17 protein-coding genes are annotated in these 18017 nt (G+C 60.7%); 10 read left to right on the top strand and 7 right to left on the bottom strand.

The features are described 5' to 3' along the window. The first annotated feature begins 159 nt into the window (after nucleotides 1–159). Nucleotides 160–1437 (top strand): tetratricopeptide repeat protein, encoded by a 1278-nt coding sequence (locus F3J24_RS10615; RefSeq protein ID WP_205244713.1) that lies wholly within the window; start codon nucleotides 160–162, stop codon nucleotides 1435–1437. Nucleotides 1438–1504: 67 nt separating this feature from the next. Here F3J24_RS10615 and dnaJ read toward each other — a convergent pair whose 3' ends face one another. The 3 genes from dnaJ to grpE form a co-directional block, all read right to left on the bottom strand. Further along, complete coding sequence (gene dnaJ, locus F3J24_RS10610) at nucleotides 1505–2635, bottom strand: molecular chaperone DnaJ (protein WP_167005698.1); 1131 nt, start codon at nucleotides 2633–2635, stop codon at nucleotides 1505–1507. A 100-nt stretch (nucleotides 2636–2735) separates the two neighbouring features. Continuing rightward, nucleotides 2736–4679, bottom strand: a complete 1944-nt coding sequence (gene dnaK, locus F3J24_RS10605) for a molecular chaperone DnaK (RefSeq protein WP_167005696.1) — start codon at nucleotides 4677–4679, stop codon at nucleotides 2736–2738. Between the two features lie 123 nt (nucleotides 4680–4802). Then, complete coding sequence (gene grpE, locus F3J24_RS10600; protein ID WP_167005694.1) at nucleotides 4803–5348, bottom strand: nucleotide exchange factor GrpE; 546 nt, start codon at nucleotides 5346–5348, stop codon at nucleotides 4803–4805. A 313-nt stretch (nucleotides 5349–5661) separates the two neighbouring features. On the opposite strand from grpE, the gene rpsF reads away from it, so the two are divergent. The 5 genes from rpsF (at nucleotide 5662) to dnaB (ending at nucleotide 8683) form a co-directional block, all read left to right on the top strand. Beyond that, nucleotides 5662–6024 (top strand): 30S ribosomal protein S6, encoded by a 363-nt coding sequence (gene rpsF / locus F3J24_RS10595; RefSeq protein ID WP_003057922.1) that lies wholly within the window; start codon nucleotides 5662–5664, stop codon nucleotides 6022–6024. Between the two features lie 20 nt (nucleotides 6025–6044). Then, nucleotides 6045–6335 (top strand): primosomal replication protein N, encoded by a 291-nt coding sequence (priB, locus tag F3J24_RS10590; RefSeq protein ID WP_167005691.1) that lies wholly within the window; start codon nucleotides 6045–6047, stop codon nucleotides 6333–6335. 18 nt (nucleotides 6336–6353) lie between these two features. After that, nucleotides 6354–6635 (top strand): 30S ribosomal protein S18, encoded by a 282-nt coding sequence (gene rpsR / locus F3J24_RS10585; protein ID WP_003057920.1) that lies wholly within the window; start codon nucleotides 6354–6356, stop codon nucleotides 6633–6635. An 11-nt stretch (nucleotides 6636–6646) separates the two neighbouring features. Next, nucleotides 6647–7099, top strand: a complete 453-nt coding sequence (gene rplI / locus F3J24_RS10580) for a 50S ribosomal protein L9 (RefSeq protein ID WP_167005688.1) — start codon at nucleotides 6647–6649, stop codon at nucleotides 7097–7099. A gap of 150 nt (nucleotides 7100–7249) precedes the next feature. Next, nucleotides 7250–8683 carry a replicative DNA helicase gene (dnaB, locus tag F3J24_RS10575; RefSeq protein WP_167005686.1) on the top strand — a complete coding sequence of 478 codons (1434 nt, stop codon included), beginning with the start codon at nucleotides 7250–7252 and terminating at the stop codon, nucleotides 8681–8683. A 159-nt stretch (nucleotides 8684–8842) separates the two neighbouring features. Here dnaB and F3J24_RS10570 read toward each other — a convergent pair whose 3' ends face one another. From F3J24_RS10570 to F3J24_RS10555, 4 genes are all read right to left on the bottom strand, one after another. Further along, nucleotides 8843–9247: a hypothetical protein gene (locus F3J24_RS10570; protein ID WP_167005683.1), complete on the bottom strand. Its 405-nt coding sequence runs from the start codon at nucleotides 9245–9247 to the stop codon at nucleotides 8843–8845. Continuing rightward, nucleotides 9248–11023, bottom strand: coding sequence for a PhoH family protein (locus F3J24_RS10565; RefSeq protein WP_167005680.1), 1776 nt, complete (start codon nucleotides 11021–11023; stop codon nucleotides 9248–9250). A 222-nt stretch (nucleotides 11024–11245) separates the two neighbouring features. Further along, nucleotides 11246–11734 (bottom strand): peroxiredoxin, encoded by a 489-nt coding sequence (locus F3J24_RS10560; protein ID WP_003057908.1) that lies wholly within the window; start codon nucleotides 11732–11734, stop codon nucleotides 11246–11248. A 139-nt stretch (nucleotides 11735–11873) separates the two neighbouring features. Further along, complete coding sequence (locus F3J24_RS10555) at nucleotides 11874–12242, bottom strand: Mth938-like domain-containing protein (RefSeq protein ID WP_003057904.1); 369 nt, start codon at nucleotides 12240–12242, stop codon at nucleotides 11874–11876. A gap of 166 nt (nucleotides 12243–12408) precedes the next feature. Here F3J24_RS10555 and F3J24_RS10550 point away from each other — a divergent pair, with 166 nt between their 5' ends. The 4 genes from F3J24_RS10550 (at nucleotide 12409) to thrC (ending at nucleotide 17970) form a co-directional block, all read left to right on the top strand. After that, complete coding sequence (locus F3J24_RS10550) at nucleotides 12409–13698, top strand: pyridoxal phosphate-dependent aminotransferase (RefSeq protein ID WP_167005677.1); 1290 nt, start codon at nucleotides 12409–12411, stop codon at nucleotides 13696–13698. 68 nt (nucleotides 13699–13766) lie between these two features. Beyond that, nucleotides 13767–15101 (top strand): homoserine dehydrogenase, encoded by a 1335-nt coding sequence (locus F3J24_RS10545; RefSeq protein WP_167005674.1) that lies wholly within the window; start codon nucleotides 13767–13769, stop codon nucleotides 15099–15101. A 91-nt stretch (nucleotides 15102–15192) separates the two neighbouring features. Next, a complete protein-coding gene (locus tag F3J24_RS10540) occupies nucleotides 15193–16389 on the top strand; it encodes a hypothetical protein (RefSeq protein WP_167005671.1) in 1197 nt (398 codons plus the stop codon). Between the two features lie 156 nt (nucleotides 16390–16545). After that, nucleotides 16546–17970 (top strand): threonine synthase, encoded by a 1425-nt coding sequence (thrC, locus tag F3J24_RS10535; protein ID WP_167005668.1) that lies wholly within the window; start codon nucleotides 16546–16548, stop codon nucleotides 17968–17970. Nucleotides 17971–18017 lie beyond the last annotated feature (47 nt).

The following is an 18017-nucleotide window of genomic DNA, read 5'->3' as shown; positions in this document are numbered from 1 at the left end:
TGCCAGAATCGTTCAAGCCTGATCTGGCTTAGGGTGCGCTAGCACTTGCAGGTGCCTGAGTTACGGCATTTCTTTTACAAAGTAAATCGTCAGTAAAGCAGCCCGGAATCGACGCTATTCGCTGCAAAAATGTGAGTTATGAGAGTTCCCAATCATCCGATGTCTGACAGTGAGCCTTCCGAGTTGCCAGCCCTGGCTTCGGCCGGGGCATCCCTCTTGAACCGCAGCCGCTGCTGGAGCCATGCCTGCCTGCTGGCGGCGGCCCTGGCGCTGGGTAGTGGCATGGCCTTGCCGGCTGCGGCCAAGGGCAAGACCCCGGCCAAGTCCAGCGCGGCCGCGCCAGCCAAATCGTCCAAGTCTGCCAAGAGCACGACTTCAGGCGCTGCCAAATCTTCAGCAGCCAAGGCCGGCAAGAAAGGGCGTGCCGGTCGCCATGCAGCGGCGGCCGGTGCTGCGGCAGCTGGTGCTGCAGCGGCCGCTCCGCTGGGCCGCGAGCATTGGACACCGGAGGCCAGAAACAATCAGGCCGAGGATGCCAAGGAGCTGGCTGCCATGCGCGCCGAAGCCCAGACGGGCGATGCCAAGGCCCAGTATCTGTTGGGCTCGCGCTATCGTTTCGGCAAGGGCGTGAATCAGGATCTGGCCCAGGCCGTGCACTGGTATCGCCAGTCGGCCGAGCAGGGCTATGCGCCTGCGCAATCCGATCTGGGAGTGCTCTACGCCAATGGGCGGGGCGTGACGCTGGACGAGGCGCAGGCCGTGAGCTGGTACCGCAAGGCGGCAGATCAGGGCGACGGCATTGCGCAGAACAATCTGGGGCTGATGTATGCCGAGGGGCGTGGCGTGGCCGCAGACGATGCACAGGCCGTGCAATGGTTCGAGCGCTCGGCTAAAAGCGGCGAGGCTGCGGGTCAGTACAGTCTGGGCGTGATGCTTTCCAGCGGCCGGGGCGTCAAGGAAGACGGCCGCGCCGCCTTGCAATGGTTTGAGCAGGCGGCCGAGAAAGGCCATGCCGATGCCCAGTACAACGCCGGCATGATTTATGCTGTGGGTGCTCTGGTGCCCCAGGATCTGACGCGCGCTGCGCGCTGGCTGGAGAAGTCTGCCGGCCAGGGCAATGCGGCGGCGCAGTCGTCTCTGGGTTTTCTCTATGCCAACGGCCAGGGCGTGGCGCAGGATGCAGGCCAGGCGGCGCGCTGGTTCGATCGCGCAGCCAAGCAGGGCTACACGCTGGCGCAATCGAATCTGGCGGCCATGTATGCCAGCGGCCAGGGTGTGCAGAAGGACATGGGCAGGGCCTATTTCTGGCTGACCATCGCCCAGGTCAAGGACCCCTCGCTGCAAAGCCGCATGCAGGCGGCTGAGCAGGCATTGAGCCCATCGGAGCGGTTGAAGGTTCAGCGCGAGGTGCGTAGCTGGAAGCCGGGCAAGGAGTGATTCCCGCCCCGTGAAAAAAAAGCCCATCAGGCGCATGACCGGTGGGCTTTTTGTTGAGCGTCAGTGATTAGCTGAAGAAGCTTTTCAGGCGATCCGTCCAGCTCTCGCCGCTGGGCGAATGCTTGGAGCCGCCTTTCTTGAGCGATTCGTCCAGATCCTTGAGCAGCTTGCGCTGGTACTCGGTGAGCTTGACCGGGGTCTCCACCACGATGTGGCAGTAGAGATCGCCGGGGTAGCTGGAGCGAATGCCCTTGATGCCCTTGCCGCGCAGGCGGAACTGCTTGCCGGCTTGCGTGCCTTCGGGGATGTCGATCGCCGCCTTGCCCTGCAGTGTTGGCACTTCGATCTCGCCACCCAGGGCAGCGGTGATGAAACTCACGGGGACATTGCAGTGCAGATCGTCGCCGTCGCGCTCGAAGATGTCATGGTCCTTGACGCGAATCTCGATATAGAGGTCGCCTGCCGGGCCGCCGTTGGTGCCGGGCTCGCCGTTGCCGGCCGAACGAATGCGCATGCCGTCGTCGATGCCGGCGGGAATCTTCACTTCCAGCGTCTTCTGGCGTTTGACCTTGCCCTGGCCGCCGCAGGATGTGCAGGGCTCGGGAATGATCTTGCCGGTGCCACGGCAGTGCGGGCAGGTCTGCTGCACGCTGAAAAAGCCCTGGCGCATCTGCACCGTACCCATGCCGTTGCAGGTGGAGCATGTCTTGGTACTGGTGCCGGGCTTGGCGCCGCTGCCACTGCAGGTGTCGCAGCTGTCCCAGCTCGGAATGCGGATCTGGGCATCCTTGCCCTTGGCAGCTTCTTCCAGGGTGATTTCCATGGAATAGCTGAGGTCGTTGCCACGGTAGACCTGACGGCCGCCGCGACCGCTGCGGCCGCCGCCGTTGAACATATCGCCAAAGATGTCGCCAAAGGCTTCGGCAAAGCCGCCGAAGCCCTCGCCGCCACCCATGCCGCGGTTGGGGTCCACGCCGGCATGGCCGTACTGGTCGTAGGCCGCGCGTTTCTGGCTGTCGGAAAGCATCTCGTAGGCCTCTTTGACCTCCTTGAAGGTTTCCTCGGCTTCCTTGGCCTTGTCGCCCTGATTGCGGTCAGGGTGGTACTTCATCGCCAGCTTGCGATAGGCCTTCTTGATGTCATCGTCCGAGGCGCTTTTGGCAACGCCCAGAACTTCATAGTAGTCACGTTTGGACATGTGATTTTTCGGTCGGATGGAACAGGAACGCCGCGCCAGCTCCTGGGAGCCCGGCGCGGCGGCAAGCGGTCAATGGTTTGAGGCCAGGACCTGCCCGCGCTTAGTCCTTCTTGACTTCCTTGACTTCGGCGTCAACCACGTTGTCGTCAGCGGCAGCCGAGGCGCCGGCACCGGCGGAGGCACCTGCTGCTGCGGCAGCGGCTTCGGCACCGCCAGCGGCCTGTGCGTCGGCGTACATCTTCTCGCCCAGCTTCTGGCTGGCCGTCATCAGGGCCGTGGTCTTGGCGTCGATGGCGTCCTTGTCCTCGCCCTTGAGCGCTTCTTCCAGTTCCTTGACGGCGGCTTCGATGGCACCCTTTTCGGCTGCATCCAGCTTGTCGCCATGTTCGGCCAGGCTCTTGTTGACGCTGTGAACAGCAGCTTCGCCCTGGTTCTTGGCAGTCACCAGTTCCAGCTTCTTCTTGTCGTCGGCGGCGTTCAGTTCCGCATCCTTGACCATGTTCTGGATTTCTTCTTCCGACAGGCCCGAGTTCGCCTTGATGGTGATCTTGTTTTCCTTGCCGGAAGCCTTGTCCTTGGCCGACACGTTCAGGATGCCGTTGGCGTCGATGTCGAAGGTCACTTCGATCTGGGGCACGCCACGACCTGCGGGCGGAATGCCTTCCAGGTTGAACTCGCCCAGCATCTTGTTGGCGCTGGCAATCTCGCGCTCGCCCTGGAACACCTTGATGGTCACGGCGGGCTGGTTGTCTTCAGCCGTGGAGAAAGTCTGCGCGAACTTGGTCGGGATGGTCGTGTTCTTGCTGATCATCTTGGTCATGACGCCACCCAGGGTTTCGATACCCAGGGACAGGGGAGTCACGTCCAGCAGCAGCACGTCGGAGCGCTCGCCACCCAGCACCTGGCCCTGCACGGCAGCACCCACGGCCACGGCTTCGTCGGGGTTCACATCCTTGCGGGGATCCTTGCCGAAGAATTCCTTGACCTTTTCCTGCACCTTGGGCATGCGGCTCATGCCGCCGACCAGGATCACGTCGTTGATGTCGGACACCGAGATGCCAGCATCCTTGATGGCGGTGCGGCAAGGCGCGATCGTGCGTTCGATCAGGTCGTCCACCAGCGATTCCAGCTTGGCGCGGGTCAGCTTGATGTTCAGGTGCTTGGGGCCTGTGGCATCGGCAGTGATGTAGGGCAGGTTGATGTCGGTCTGGGCGGAGTTCGACAGCTCGATCTTGGTCTTTTCAGCGGCTTCCTTCAGGCGCTGCAGAGCCAGCACGTCCTTGGACAGATCAACGCCTTGTTCCTTCTTGAACTCGTCGATGATGTAGTTGATGATGCGCTGGTCGAAGTCTTCGCCGCCCAGGAAGGTGTCGCCGTTGGTCGACAGCACTTCGAACTGCTTTTCGCCGTCCACGTCGGCGATTTCGATGATGGAGACGTCAAAAGTGCCGCCGCCCAGGTCATACACGGCCACCTTGCGGTCGCCCTTGCCCACCTTGTCCAGGCCGAAGGCCAGGGCAGCAGCGGTAGGTTCGTTGATGATGCGCTTGACTTCCAGGCCGGCGATGCGGCCGGCATCCTTGGTGGCCTGACGCTGGGCGTCGTTGAAGTAGGCGGGCACGGTGATGACGGCCTCGGTCACGGGCTCGCCCAGGAAGTCCTCGGCGGTCTTCTTCATCTTGCGCAGCACTTCGGCGCTGATCTGGGGGGGGGCCAGCTTCTGGTCACGCACTTGCACCCAGGCGTCGCCGTTGTCGGCCTTGACGATCTGGAAGGGCATCAGGTCGATGTCCTTTTGCACCTCGGCTTCGGCGAACTTGCGGCCGATCAGGCGCTTGGCAGCGTAAATGGTGTTCTTGGGGTTGGTGACGGCCTGGCGTTTGGCGGACGCGCCCACCAGGATTTCGCCGTCTTCTTGATAGGCGACGATGGAGGGGGTGGTACGGGCGCCTTCGCTGTTTTCGATCACGCGGGTGTTGTTGCCCTCCATGATGGCGACGCAGCTGTTGGTGGTGCCCAGGTCAATACCGATGATTTTTCCCATAATTCTCTCCGTAATCTGTTGAATGTTTGCTTGATTCGTCACTTGTGGGCACTGCGGCCGGCTTCAAGAGCCGTCACTCACAAATTTTTGCCCTGACGGTGGGGTTATTGATGTCTTTGACGCTCAGCCCTGGGCCACGGTCACCAGCGCGGGGCGCAGGATGCGGTCGGCGATCACATAGCCCTTTTGCAGCACGGCCACCACGGTGTTGGCGGGCTGGTCGGCGGGAACCATGGAGATGGCTTGGTGATGGTGAGGGTCGAACTTCTCGCCCGCGGCCGGGTTGATGGCCTGCACCTTGTTGCGCTCCAGAGCCGAAGTCAGCTGGCGCAGCGTGGCGTCCGAGCCTTCGCGCAACTGCTCGGGTGTGGCGTTCTGGATAGCCAGGGCGGCATCCAGGCTGTCGATCACGGGCAGCAGGCTTTCGGCAAAGCTCTCGATGCCGAACTTGCGGGCCTTGGTCACTTCTTCTTCGGCACGGCGGCGCATGTTCTCGGCGTCGGCCTTGGCACGCAGGTATTGATCGGCCAGTTCGGCGCTCTTGGCCTTGAGTTCTTCCAGCTCGGCCTGCAGACGACCCAGTTCGTCCGACGCATTGGCTGCCAGGGCCGCTTCCAGTTCCTCGGGGCTGGCGTCGTTGATGGTGTTGGGGTTTTGGTTCTCGGTCATAGTTGGTGAAGGTTTCTCAAAACTTAAGACAATCTGTCTTCCAGATGCGCTCCGGCAGGTCTATTTCAAGACCTGTGTCGCCCGACAAGGGCGAACGGCGCAGTGGCTGAAGTGAGTCTGCAGGATTTGCGGGGTATTCTAGGAGAGTGAGTACTTGTGATTTCAGTGCCTCTCGCCTTGATTTACCAATGCTAATCGCAGGTTTATAGGCCCCAGAGTGTACAGATAGTCTGCCACTCGGCTAGAATCTAACGTTTTGCCTTGCCGCACCGCTACAGACGCAGTGGGCGGCGTTTACCCAAAAGGAGTCGTTATGCGTCATTACGAAATCATTTTGTTGATCCATCCGGATCAAAGCGAACAAGTTCCCGCGATGCTGGAGCGCTACAAGGGCATGATTGCTGCTGGTGGCGGCAAGGTGCACCGCGAAGAAGATTGGGGCCGTCGTCAGCTGGCTTACATGATCAACAAGCTCGCTAAGGCTCACTACCTGTGCCTGAACATCGAAGCCGACCAGGCTGTGATGGCTGAACTGGAACACGCCTTCAAGTTCAATGATGCCGTGCTGCGTCACCTGACTGTGCAGAAGAAGAAGGCTGATACAGCTGCTTCCGCCATGATGAAGAGCGTTGAGCGCGAAGAAGCCCGCAAGGCCAACCAGGCTGAGCACGCTTAATAGCATCAGACACTGAAGGAGTGGAAAACCGCGTTGTATTGACGGGCCTTCTCGCAGAGCAAGCTGCTTTGCGCTACACGCCCGCCGGATTGCCGGCCCTGGATTTGCGAATTGAACACAGTTCGCAGCAACAAGAGCTGGGCAGTACGCGCAACGTGAATGCATCTGTCAAGGCTGTTGCCTTTGGCGCCCTGGCTGAAAAGCTGGCCCGCCAAGCACCCGGTAGCCAATGGACCTTTCAAGGTTTTCTGGCCACGCCGCGCAATAGCAAGATGCTGGTTTTACACATTCAGGATATTCAACAAAATTAATTTTCAAGAGGTCCAGCAATGGCCACGTTCAAGAAATTCAACAAGGACAAGCGTCCTAAGCGCAACACCCAGTCGCTGCTGTTCAAGCGCAAGCGTTTCTGCCGCTTCACAGTCGCCGGCGTCGAAGAAATCGACTACAAGGATGTCGACACCCTGCGTGACTTCATCGCCGAAAACGGCAAGATTGTGCCCGCACGCCTGACCGGCACGCGCGCCATCTATCAGCGTCAGCTGAACACAGCCATCAAGCGCGCTCGCTTCCTGGCTATGCTGCCCTACTCTGACCAGCACAAGATCTAAGGAGCACGACAATGCAAATCATTCTGCTCGAAAAGGTTGTGAACCTGGGTAACCTGGGCGATATCGTCAAGGTCAAGGACGGTTACGCTCGTAACTTCCTGATCCCCTCCGGCGCTGCACGTCGTGCAACAGCTGCTGCCAAGGCTGAATTCGAAGCCAAGCGCGCTGAGCTGGAAAAGGCTGCTGCCGAGAAGCTGGCTGCCGCTCAAGAACTGAGCGAAAAGCTGAACGGCGCCAACGTGAAGATCACTCAGAAGGCCGGCGTTGACGGTCGTCTGTTCGGCTCCATCACCAACGCCGACATCGCTGAAGAACTGGTCAAGGCCGGTTTCGCAGTGAGCAAGTCGCAAGTGCGCATGCCCAACGGCCCCATCAAGACCGTTGGCGACGCCACTGTGGTGGTGGCTCTGCACACCGATGTGTCTGCAGAAGTGGCTGTCTCCGTGTACGGCGACCACTCCTAATTCAGGCTTTGTTCTGAATTGGCAAAAAGCCGCCTTCGGGCGGTTTTTTGTTTTCCGGTAATTGTTTGTCTAGCCAGCGTTTTTCTCGTCACCCGCCGTGACGTTGCCACTGCCTCCCGCTACGATGGAGGACTTGTCTCTAGGAGTGTCATGTCGTCAGTAATGCCCCCGCTTGATCTGCAAGATGATGCATTCGCCCCGGTTCCGCCAGCAGACCAGCAGGTGGCGCAACTGCGTGTGCCACCGCACTCCATGGAGTCGGAATCTTCGGTGCTCGGTGGTCTGTTGCTGGACAACAATGCCTGGGAGCGGGTGGGAGACCTGCTGAACGACGGCGACTTCTATCGGCACGAGCACAAGCTGATCTTCGAAGCCATAGGCAAGCTGATCAATGCCAGCAAGCCGGCTGACGTGATCACGGTCTACGAGCATCTGCAGGGCATGGGCAAGGCCGAGGAAGTCGGCGGCCTGATGTACCTGAACCAGCTGGCGCAATATGTGCCCAGTGCCAGCAATATCCGCCGCTATGCGGAAATCGTGCGTGAGCGTGCCATTCTGCGCAAGCTGGTTACGGCCAGCGACGACATCGCGACCAATGCCTTCAATCCTCAGGGCAAGACCGTGGAGCGCATCCTCGACGAGGCCGAGCAGAAGATCATGGCGATCGGCGAGGAGGGGGCGCGCAACAAGCAGGGCTTCCAGTCACTGGACACGCTGGTGGTGGATCTGCTGGACCGGGTCCAGGAGATGGCCGACAACCCCATGGATGTGACCGGAGTGCCCACGGGCTTTGTCGATCTGGATCGCATGACCTCGGGTCTGCAGGCCGGCGACATGGTGGTGCTGGCGGCGCGTCCCTCCATGGGCAAGACCTCGTTTGCCGTGAATATTGCCGAGCATGTGGCGCTTAACGAAGGCTTGCCGGTCGCCATCTTCTCCATGGAAATGGGTGCGGCCCAGCTGGCGGTGCGTATCGTCGGCTCCATTGGTCGCGTCAACCAGGGTAATCTACGTACCGGCAAGCTCAGTGATGACGAGTGGCCGCGTCTGACCGAGGCCATCGAGCGCCTGCGCACGGTGTCGCTGCATATCGACGAAACGCCGGGCCTGTCTCCGACCGAGCTGCGTGCCAATGCGCGTCGTCTGGCGCGCCAGTGCGGCAAGCTGGGCCTCATCGTGGTCGACTACCTGCAGCTGATGAGTGGCTCGGGATCGGCTGCCAGCTCGGACAACCGTGCCACCGAGCTGGGCGAAATCTCGCGGGGCTTGAAGATGCTGGCCAAGGAGCTGCAATGCCCGGTGATTGCGCTGTCCCAGCTCAACCGCTCGGTGGAGCAGCGTACCGACAAGCGTCCCATGATGTCCGACTTGCGTGAATCAGGCGCCATCGAGCAGGATGCTGACATCATCATGTTCATCTACCGCGACGACTACTACAACAAAGAGAGCAAGGAGCCCAATATTGCCGAGGTCATCATCGGCAAGCAGCGTAACGGTCCGACGGGCACGGTGAAGCTCTTCTTCCAGAAGAACCAGACGCGTTTCGAGAATCTGGCACAAGGCTACGGCACGGACGAATACTAAAAAGCATAGCTTCTAGCGCTTGTTCGGTATGGATTTCAGAACTCTATGAATATGAAATCTATGAATAACGAGCGCTGGCAGCTATCAAATTGAATGTGGACATAAGAAAAGCCCGCAAGGCACAGACCTTGCGGGCTTTGTTTTTGAGTGATTGCGGTGCTAGCGGCTGAACAGGTAGATGCCAAGACCGATCACGCACAGTCCCAGCACGCCGCAGGTCCAGGCCAGGCGCTGTGCGCCTATGCGCAGCGCTCCCACGGTCGCGACGATCTGGGCATTTTGCTGGGCCAGTTTCTCGATGATCTCCAGTGACTGGCGCTGCGACTGCTCCAGCTGGGCGATGCGCTCTTCCTGCTGCTGGATCAGCAGCAGTGCCTGCTCGCCGGCGGAAGCCGGTGGCGAAATGCGCTGCCTGGCGCTGTCCGCGCTGGCATCCTGCTCGCGCGCTTCGGCCTGGGCCTCTTTCTTCTTGAGCATGCCCTGGGCAGCCTTCACCACCTGGGGCGTGGCCTTGATGACCTCGCCCCAGGGTACGAGCTTGAGCGCCGCGATCCAGCTGGTCACTTACAGCACCTCGCTGGCGAAGTCCGCCAGGCGCGAGCGTTCGCCGCGCGCCAGGGTGATGTGGCCGCTGTGAGGCCAGCCCTTGAAGCGGTCCACCACATAGGTCAGACCCGAGCTGCCTTCGGTCAGGTAAGGTGTGTCGATCTGGGCCAGATTGCCCATGCAGATGATCTTGGTGCCGGGGCCGGCACGGGTGATCAGGGTCTTCATCTGCTTGGGCGTCAGATTCTGGGCCTCGTCGATGATGACGTACTTGTTCAGGAAGGTGCGACCGCGCATGAAGTTCATGCTCTTGATCTTGATGCGGCTGCGGATCAGCTCATTGGTGGCGGCGCGGCCCCATTCGCCGGCATTGCCGCCGTCGCCCTTGGCCAGGAACTCCAGGTTGTCGTCCAGGGCGCCCATCCAGGGACCCATTTTTTCCTCTTCGGTGCCGGGTAGGAAGCCGATATCTTCGCCCACGCTCACCGTGGCGCGGGTCATGATGATCTCGGTATAACGGCGCTCGTCCAGCACCTGGGCCAGGCCGGCGGCCAGGGCCAGGAGGGTCTTGCCGGTGCCGGCCGTGCCAGTCAGCGTGACAAAGTCGACTTCGGGGTTGACCAGCAGGTTCATCGCGAAGTTCTGCTCGCGATTGCGTGTGGAAACGCCCCAGACGGCATTCTTGGGATTGCCGAAGTCGCGCAGCGTCTTGAGCACCGCCGTCTTGTCGCGGATCTCGGTCACGCGCATGTAGAGGCTGGGCTCGCCCGGTGCCTCGTAGTACACGAACTGGTTGATCATCAGCTGGTCGACGATGACGCCGCTGACGCGGTAGTAGGTGATGGCGCCTTCCTGCCAGCTCTCCACATTCTTGCCGGCCTTGGTCCAGAAGTCGTGCGGCAGGGCGAGGGCGCCCGAGTACAGCAGATCGCCGTCCTCCAGCACCTTGTCGTTCTGGTAGTCCTCGGCAGCCAGGCCCAGTGCGCGCGCCTTGACGCGCATATTGATGTCCTTGGACACCAGCACCACTTCGCGGTCCTTGTGCTGCTCGCGCAAGGCGGCGACCACGCCCAGAATCTGGTTGTCGGCCTTGCCCTGGGGCAGGCTCTCAGGCAGGGATGCATCCAGAGGGTTGGTCTGGAAATACAGCGTGCCGGTGGCGCTGCGCTGACCCGTGGCATTGAGCGGCAGGCCTTTTTCCAGGCCGTCTGCGGGCTGGGAGGCAACCAGGGAGTCCAGCGTGCGGCTGACCTGACGGCCGTTGCGCGCCACCTCGGTCATGCCCTTCTTGTGGTTGTCCAGCTCTTCCAGCACGACCATGGGCAGGAAGATGTCGTGTTCCTCGAAGCGGAAGAGGCTGCTGGGGTCGTGCAGCAGCACATTGGTGTCCAGCACGAACAGTGTGGTCGGGCCGGTGCGCGTATTGCGGGCGCGGCGTGCGGGCTTGGCAGCCGCGTCGGCGGGTTTGGCGGGGGCAGCGGTAGTCGACCCTGTCTTTGCGGCGGAAGCCGTTGCTGCGCCAGTCGAAGCTGCAGTAGTGGGTGCAGCGGCAGTCGTTGTGGCGGCCTTGCGCGGCTTGGCAGTCGCCGTGGCCGAGGCGGAGGGCTTGCTGGTGCTGCGGCGCGGCTTGGTGGCTGCGGGAGCGGTCTCTGGAGCGGCGCCAGGGGCTGCTCCGGTGGAGGGGTTCAGATCCTCGTCAAGCTCTGCAGTCTGCCTGGCAGACTTGCGGATGGACGAAAAGGCTTCTGCGGGGAGCTTTGCGGCGCGGTGGCCGGGTGCGGGGGGCAGGGGCATAGTGGACGAACCGTTCTCAACAAGATTCAAAAAGCACAAAGCCGCCTGGAAACCGAGGCGGCTTTGGTGGGGTGAACAGAGAATACTACGTAGCACTGAGGCATGCCCCATTATGCATAGGCCGCGAGGGCCTGAACGCAGTATTTCCTGTTTTGCCTTGTTTAAAGACTTTGAAATACTTTGCGTGTAGATAATCGCAAGGTTTTCGGTCCCGGGCGGGGCTTAGGCCACCTTTTTGTCCTGAGTCTTCAGGCTTTTGACGGCCTTGAGAACTTCGTCCACATGGCCGGGAACTTTCAGACCGCGCCATTCCTGCATCAGGATGCCGTCTGCGCCGATCAGGAAGGTGGAGCGCTCGATGCCCTTGACCTTCTTGCCGTACATGATCTTGTTCTTGACCACGCCAAACATGTGGCACATCTTTTCTTCGGTGTCGGCAATCAGCTCGAACGGCAGTTCCAGCTTTTCCTTGAAGTCGTTGTGCGAGTTCATGTTGTCGCGCGACACGCCGAACACGGTGGCGCCAGCCTTCACGAAATCCTTGTACTTATCGCGGAATTGCATTGCTTCCGTGGTACAACCCGGCGTGTTGTCCTTGGGGTAGAAATACAGGATCAGAATTTGGCCGTTGTGCGAGGTGTTGGACACCTTGACGCCGCCGGTGGCGTTGGCTTCAAATTCTGGGAGTGGTTTGTTGACAACGATCGCCATGCGCTTGTATCTCTCGGGTGTGTTCGTTGAAATGCCGAGGGCGTCGGTGGTATTTTTGTTTTTATCAATCGATCGCCCCCAACCGCAACCTGCGATTTTACCCTGAAATACGTATTTCTCTCAATGTAAGCTCAGAAGTCTATGCTAGCAGCAGGGCTGCGACTACGTTGCGGCCTTCGCTGGCCAGAACGTTATAGGTGCGGCAGGCCGATGCAGTGTCCATGCTCTCCAGGCCGATGCGTTTGGCGATCAGCGGCTTGAGCCAGGCCACAGGCGGAAAGCGGTTCTTGCTGCCGCTGCCGAAGAGCACGACTTCCGCGTCCAGCTTGGCCAGTTCCTCGAAATGCTCGGCCGTCAGGTCTTCGAAACGGGTGCAGTTCCACTCGGTCAGCAGGCCGCGGGCTCCGACCAGCAGGCTGGTTTCATGGTTTTGCTTGTCAACGGCGATCCAGCCCGGGCCATAGCCGGTGATGGTTTGCGCATCGGATTTGTCTGCATGAAATTTCATGGTGGAGAGTGTGCGTAATCGGCGCGCTGGACGGGTGCGATGGCTGCTGTCTCCATACAGAGAGGGTGGGGACATTGTTGCAGCGCGGAACTGTGCTTAAATTATAGGTTTCACCATGGCACTTAATGCGCCCTGGCGTGCCTGAAATCCTTTTGTATTGATTCGCATGAAAACCGTTCAAAAATCCGCCAAGTTAGCAAACGTCTGTTACGACATCCGCGGGCCGATCATGGACGCGGCGAAGAAGATGGAGGACGACGGTCAGAAGATCATCAAGCTCAATATCGGCAATCTGGCCGTGTTCGGCTTCGACGCTCCCGAGGAAGTGCAGCAGGACATGATCCGCAACCTGCCCAACTCGGCAGGCTACTCCGACAGCAAGGGCATCTTCGCGGCGCGCAAGGCCGTGATGCACGAAACCCAGCGCCAGGGCATCAAGGGCGTGACACTGGACGATATCTATCTGGGCAACGGTGCTTCGGAGCTGATCAGCCTGGCCACCAACGCGCTGCTGGACAACGGCGACGAGATGCTGCTGCCTGCGCCCGACTATCCGCTGTGGACGGCTGCCACCAGCCTGTCCGGCGGTACACCCGTGCATTACATGTGCGATGAGTCCAATGGCTGGATGCCCAATATGGACGACATCCGCGCCAAGATCACGCCGCGCACCAAGGGCATCGTCGTCATCAACCCCAACAACCCCACGGGTGCGCTGTACTCCAAGGAGCTGCTGCTGCAGATCGTGGAGTTGGCGCGCGAGCATGGTCTGGTCATTTTCGCGGACGAGGTCTACGACAAGGTGCTGTACGAGGATGCCAAGCACACGCCGCTGGGCAGCCTGTCCATCGATGTGCTGACCATCACCTTCAATTCCCTCTCCAAGGCCTACCGCTCGTGCGGCTACCGCGCCGGATGGATGGTGATCTCGGGCGACAAAAAGCCCGCCAAGGATTACATCGAGGGCCTGAACATGCTCTCCAACATGCGCCTGTGCGCCAACGTGCCCGGCCAATGGGCGGTGCAGACGGCACTGGGCGGTCATCAGAGCATCGATGCTCTGGTGCAGGAGGGCGGCCGCCTGCGCGTGCAGCGCGATCTGGCCTGGGAGCTGATCAACGCCATTCCCGGCGTGAGCTGCGTCAAGCCCCAGGGCGCGCTGTACATGTTCCCGCGCCTCGATCCCGCCGTCTACCCCATCCAGGACGACCAGGAATTCTTCCTCGAAGTACTGCAGGAAACCAAGGTCATGCTGGTGCAGGGCACGGGTTTCAACTGGCCCGAGCCTGACCACTTCCGCATCGTGTTCCTGCCGCATGAGGCAGATCTGCGCGAGGCCATCAACCGGCTGGCATCCTTCCTCGAGAAGTACCGCAAGCGCCATGGCACGGACAAGCCCAAGGCAGTGCCGACAGAAAAGGCACTCAAGCCTGCCAAGGCTGAGAAAGCCGCGTAACTCATCTTTTTGATAGCTGATGGCGCTTGATTTTCAAGCGCTTCAGCGCTTTTTTGACCTTAGAACTTATGAAACCCATCCAAGTAGGCCTGTTGGGCATTGGCACCGTAGGCAGCGGTACTTTCAATGTGCTGGAACGCAATCAAGACGAGATTCGCCGTCGTGCGGGTCGTGGCATTGAAATTACCATGGTCGCCGACTTGGATACCGAACGCGCCAAGAGCGTGGTGGGTGACAAGGTCAAGGTGGTCGGTGACGCACGTGAAGTCATCGCCAACCCCGATATCGACGTGGTGGTCGAGCTGATCGGCGGCTACGGCATTGCCAAGGCCCTGGTGCTGGAAGCCATCGCGGCGGGCAAGCATGTGGTGACAGCCAACAAGGCCCTGCTGGCCGTGCACGGCACGGAAATCTTCAAGGCTGCGGCCGAGAAGGGCGTGATGGTGGCCTATGAGGCCGCCGTGGCCGGTGGCATTCCCATCATCAAGGCCTTGCGCGAAGGCCTGACTGCCAACTCCATCCAGTGGGTGGCCGGCATCATCAACGGCACGACCAACTTCATCCTGTCCGAAATGCGCGATAAGGGCCTGGACTTCGACGTGGTGCTCAAGGAAGCACAGCGTCTGGGCTACGCCGAAGCCGACCCCACCTTCGACATCGAGGGTGTGGACGCTGCCCACAAGGCCACGCTGATGAGCGCGATTGCCTTCGGCATTCCCGTGCAGTTCGACAAGGCCTATGTGGAGGGCATCACCAAGCTGGCCGGTGCCGATATCCGTTACGCCGAGCAACTGGGCTACCGCATCAAGCTGCTGGGCATCACCAAGCGCACGGACAAGGGTATCGAGCTGCGCGTGCACCCCTCGCTGGTGCCCTCCAAGCGTCTGATCGCCAATGTGGAAGGTGCGATGAACGCCGTGGTGGTGAACGGCGATGCCGTGGGCACCACGCTGTACTATGGCAAGGGCGCCGGGTCCGAGCCCACCGCTTCCGCCGTGGTGGCCGACCTGGTCGATATCGCCCGTCTGGACGGCTCCGATCCTGCCCACCGAGTGCCTGCTCTGGCCTTCCAGAGCAGCAGCCTGGCTGCTGCCGGCAGCGAGCTGCCCGTGCTGCCCATGGCCGAGGTCGTGACCAGCTACTACCTGCGCATCCGCGTGGCTGACGAAGCCGGAGTGCTGGCCAAGATCACCGGCCTGCTGGCTGGTGCCGGCATCAGCATCGATGCAGTGCTGCAGCGCGAAGCCGACGAAGTGGGCGGCGAAGGCTCGACCCAGACCGACCTGATCATTCTCACGCACGACACGCGCGAGGGCGATATGGACAAGGCCCTGGCCGAAATCCAGGGGCTGCCCACGGTGCTGGCTCCCATCACCCGCATCCGCAAGGAAGAGCTGAACTAAGGACTTGAGCATGTACCGTCGCACTCAAACCGGTTTATTCCCTGTTCAGTGCGGTGTCGCTATTGCAAACTCCTTCAAAGGCTGGCGCCCTATGGCGCCAGCCTTTTTGCTTTGGGTGGCAGCGGGTGCGCAAGCGGCGCCCGTCGATGTCTATCGTGGCACGCTGGGCGGCTCGGCGGTGGTGATGGAGCTGAGCAAGCCGGGTGAGGATGGTGAGCGCCAGGGGCGCTATTTCTATCTGCGGCATGGAGTGGATATTCCGCTCCGGGGCGCGCTGAGTGCGCTGTCTGAGGCACGTCCTTTGAATAACGACTGGGCGCGTGAAAGCGGTGGCGAGCCTCCCGTGCTAACAGACTCCCAACAGCGCCGCATCGTCTGGCAACTGCGCCAGCAAGGCAGTGCTTTGGCGGGTGAGTGGGTGGATGATATTCATGGCAAAAAACTGCCGCTGGCCCTTACCCATATTGCGCAGTACGACCCTGAAAAGATAGCGCCATTCGGTGTGGAGGCCGTGACGTTGGCGATTGTGCAAGGTGAGGGCAGTGGTATTGCATCGGGCGTTGCCATCTCGGCACAGGCCACGCCCTACGACTATCTGAAAGTGGCCGAGCAAAAGCTGGAGCAGGGCAAGGAAGTGGTGGTCAGCCCCACTCTGGCCTGGAGGCCGGTGCGCGATGCGCGTACCCAGTTCTGGTATCCGCGCCTCACGCGTCATCCGGATAGCAAAATTCTGGCGCAGACCAATACCGTTCTGGAGCAGCGCCACTGGGGCATGAGCCTGGAGGCGCTGGCCTGTGTGGGCTCGATCTATCAGAACGCTGGCCCGGCGGCAGGCTCGCTGGGGGACTTCAATAACGAGTCGATCAAGGTGACCTACCTCTCAAGCGCCTTGATGAGTGTGGTGGAGTCGGGGTCAACCGGTTGCGGCGGCGCGCACCCCAACAATCATTACGACCCCTTTGTGCTGGACTTGCTGCGGGGCGGCTATATGGACTTCACCCGCCTGCTCAAGGGCGTGAAATATGGCGAGTACAAGCTGGAATACGGTGATCGGCTGTCGCGTTTTCTGAGCAAGGCTGTGAGCCGGTATTCCGAGGATGACAAGGATTGCACCGAGCTGCTGCCTCAGTACATGGCGCTGATGTTTGACAAGCCCGACAAGATGAGTTTTGTGATCTCAGGCATAGGCCATGCCATGGGGGTGTGCCTGGGCAGCGGCGTCAGTGTCCCGTTCAAGGAGTTGAAGCCCTATATCAAGCCGGGGGCGCAGCGCTATTTCCAGCCATGAGTCCCCGTTCAGCGCGATATGAGGCAATGGCGTTGGCCGGTCTCTGCATTCGCGCGCAGTCAGATCGGGCTTGCTGACCGATAATGGTCAGCTTGGCGGCACGACTTCTGTCCGTTTGGCTGCCGGTTCCGAATTTTAGTTTTTGGCGAGTTTGAGATGCTGTATCTGTCCACCCGCGGCCATGCTGACCGCAAGCGTTTTTGCGACATTTTGCTCGAAGGTCTGGCTCCCGATGGCGGCCTGTACCTACCCGTCGAGTACCCCCAGATTGACGATGCCAAGCTGAGCCAGTTGCGCGAGACGCTGGTAGCCAAGGGCTATGCAGCTCTGGCCTTCGAGATTCTGTCGCTCTATATCGACGACATTCCTGCCGAAGATCTGCGCGCCCTGTGCGCCAAGACCTATACCAAGGAAGTCTTTGGCAGCGACGCCATCGTGCCCGTGCGTCAGCTCGACGGCGTGCTGCACATCGAAGCCCTGTCCAACGGCCCCACGCTGGCCTTCAAGGACATGGCCATGCAGCTGCTGGGCAATCTGTTCGAGTACGAACTGGCCCGCCGCAACGAGGAACTGAATATCCTGGGTGCCACCAGCGGGGATACCGGCAGTGCGGCCGAGTACGCCATGCGCGGCAAGAAGGGCGTGCGCGTCTTCATGACCAGCCCCCACGGCCGCATGAGCCCCTTCCAGCAGGCGCAGATGTTCAGCCTGCAGGACGAGAACATCCACAACATCGCCATCGAAGGTGTGTTCGACGACTGCCAGGACATCGTCAAGGCCGTCTCCAACGACCACGCCTTCAAGGCCCAGTACAAGATTGGTACTGTCAACTCCATCAACTGGGCACGTCTGCTGGCCCAGGTGGTCTACTACTTTGCCGGCTATCTGCAGGCCACCCGCTCCAATGACCAAAAGGTGAGCTTCACCGTGCCTTCGGGCAACTTCGGCAATATCTGTGCAGGCCATGTGGCGCGCCAGATGGGTCTGCCGATTGCCAAGCTGGTCGTGGCCACCAACGAAAACGATGTGTTGGACGAGTTCTTCCGCACTGGCGTCTACCAGGTGCGTGGCTCGGCCAACACTTACGAGACCTCCAGCCCCTCGATGGACATCTCCAAGGCCAGCAATTTCGAGCGCTTTGTGTTCGACCTGGTGGGCCGCGACGGCGTGCGCACCAGGCAGCTGTTCGCCGAAGGCGTGGCTAAGGCGGGCAAGTTCGATCTGAGCACAGATCCCGCTTTCAAGGATGCGGCCGGCAAGTACGGTTTTGTGAGCGGCAAGAGCACGCACGCCGACCGTCTGGCCACCATCAAGGACACCTTCGAGCGCTTCGATCAGATGATCGACACCCATACCGCCGACGGCGTGAAGGTGGCGCGCGAGCATCTGGGCACCGAGCCCATGCTGGTGCTGGAAACCGCTCTGCCCATCAAGTTTGCCGCGACGATCGAAGAGGCATTGGGCCGCCAGCCCGACCGTCCCGCCAAGTTCAATGGCATCGAAGACCTGCCCAAGCGCGTGGTCGTCATGGCTTCCGATGCGGACCAGGTCAAGGCCTTTATTGCCGAAAACTGCAAATAAAGCCTTGCGGCGTTAAGCTTGAAAAGCACCTGTAGCTTGGCGACAGG

The sequence above is a fragment of the Comamonas sp. Tr-654 genome (assembly GCF_011752915.1).
Lineage (GTDB): Bacteria > Pseudomonadota > Gammaproteobacteria > Burkholderiales > Burkholderiaceae_C > Comamonas.
The sequence above is the reverse complement of the archived record's forward strand: the minus strand, read 5'-3'. Positions and strand labels throughout refer to the sequence as shown.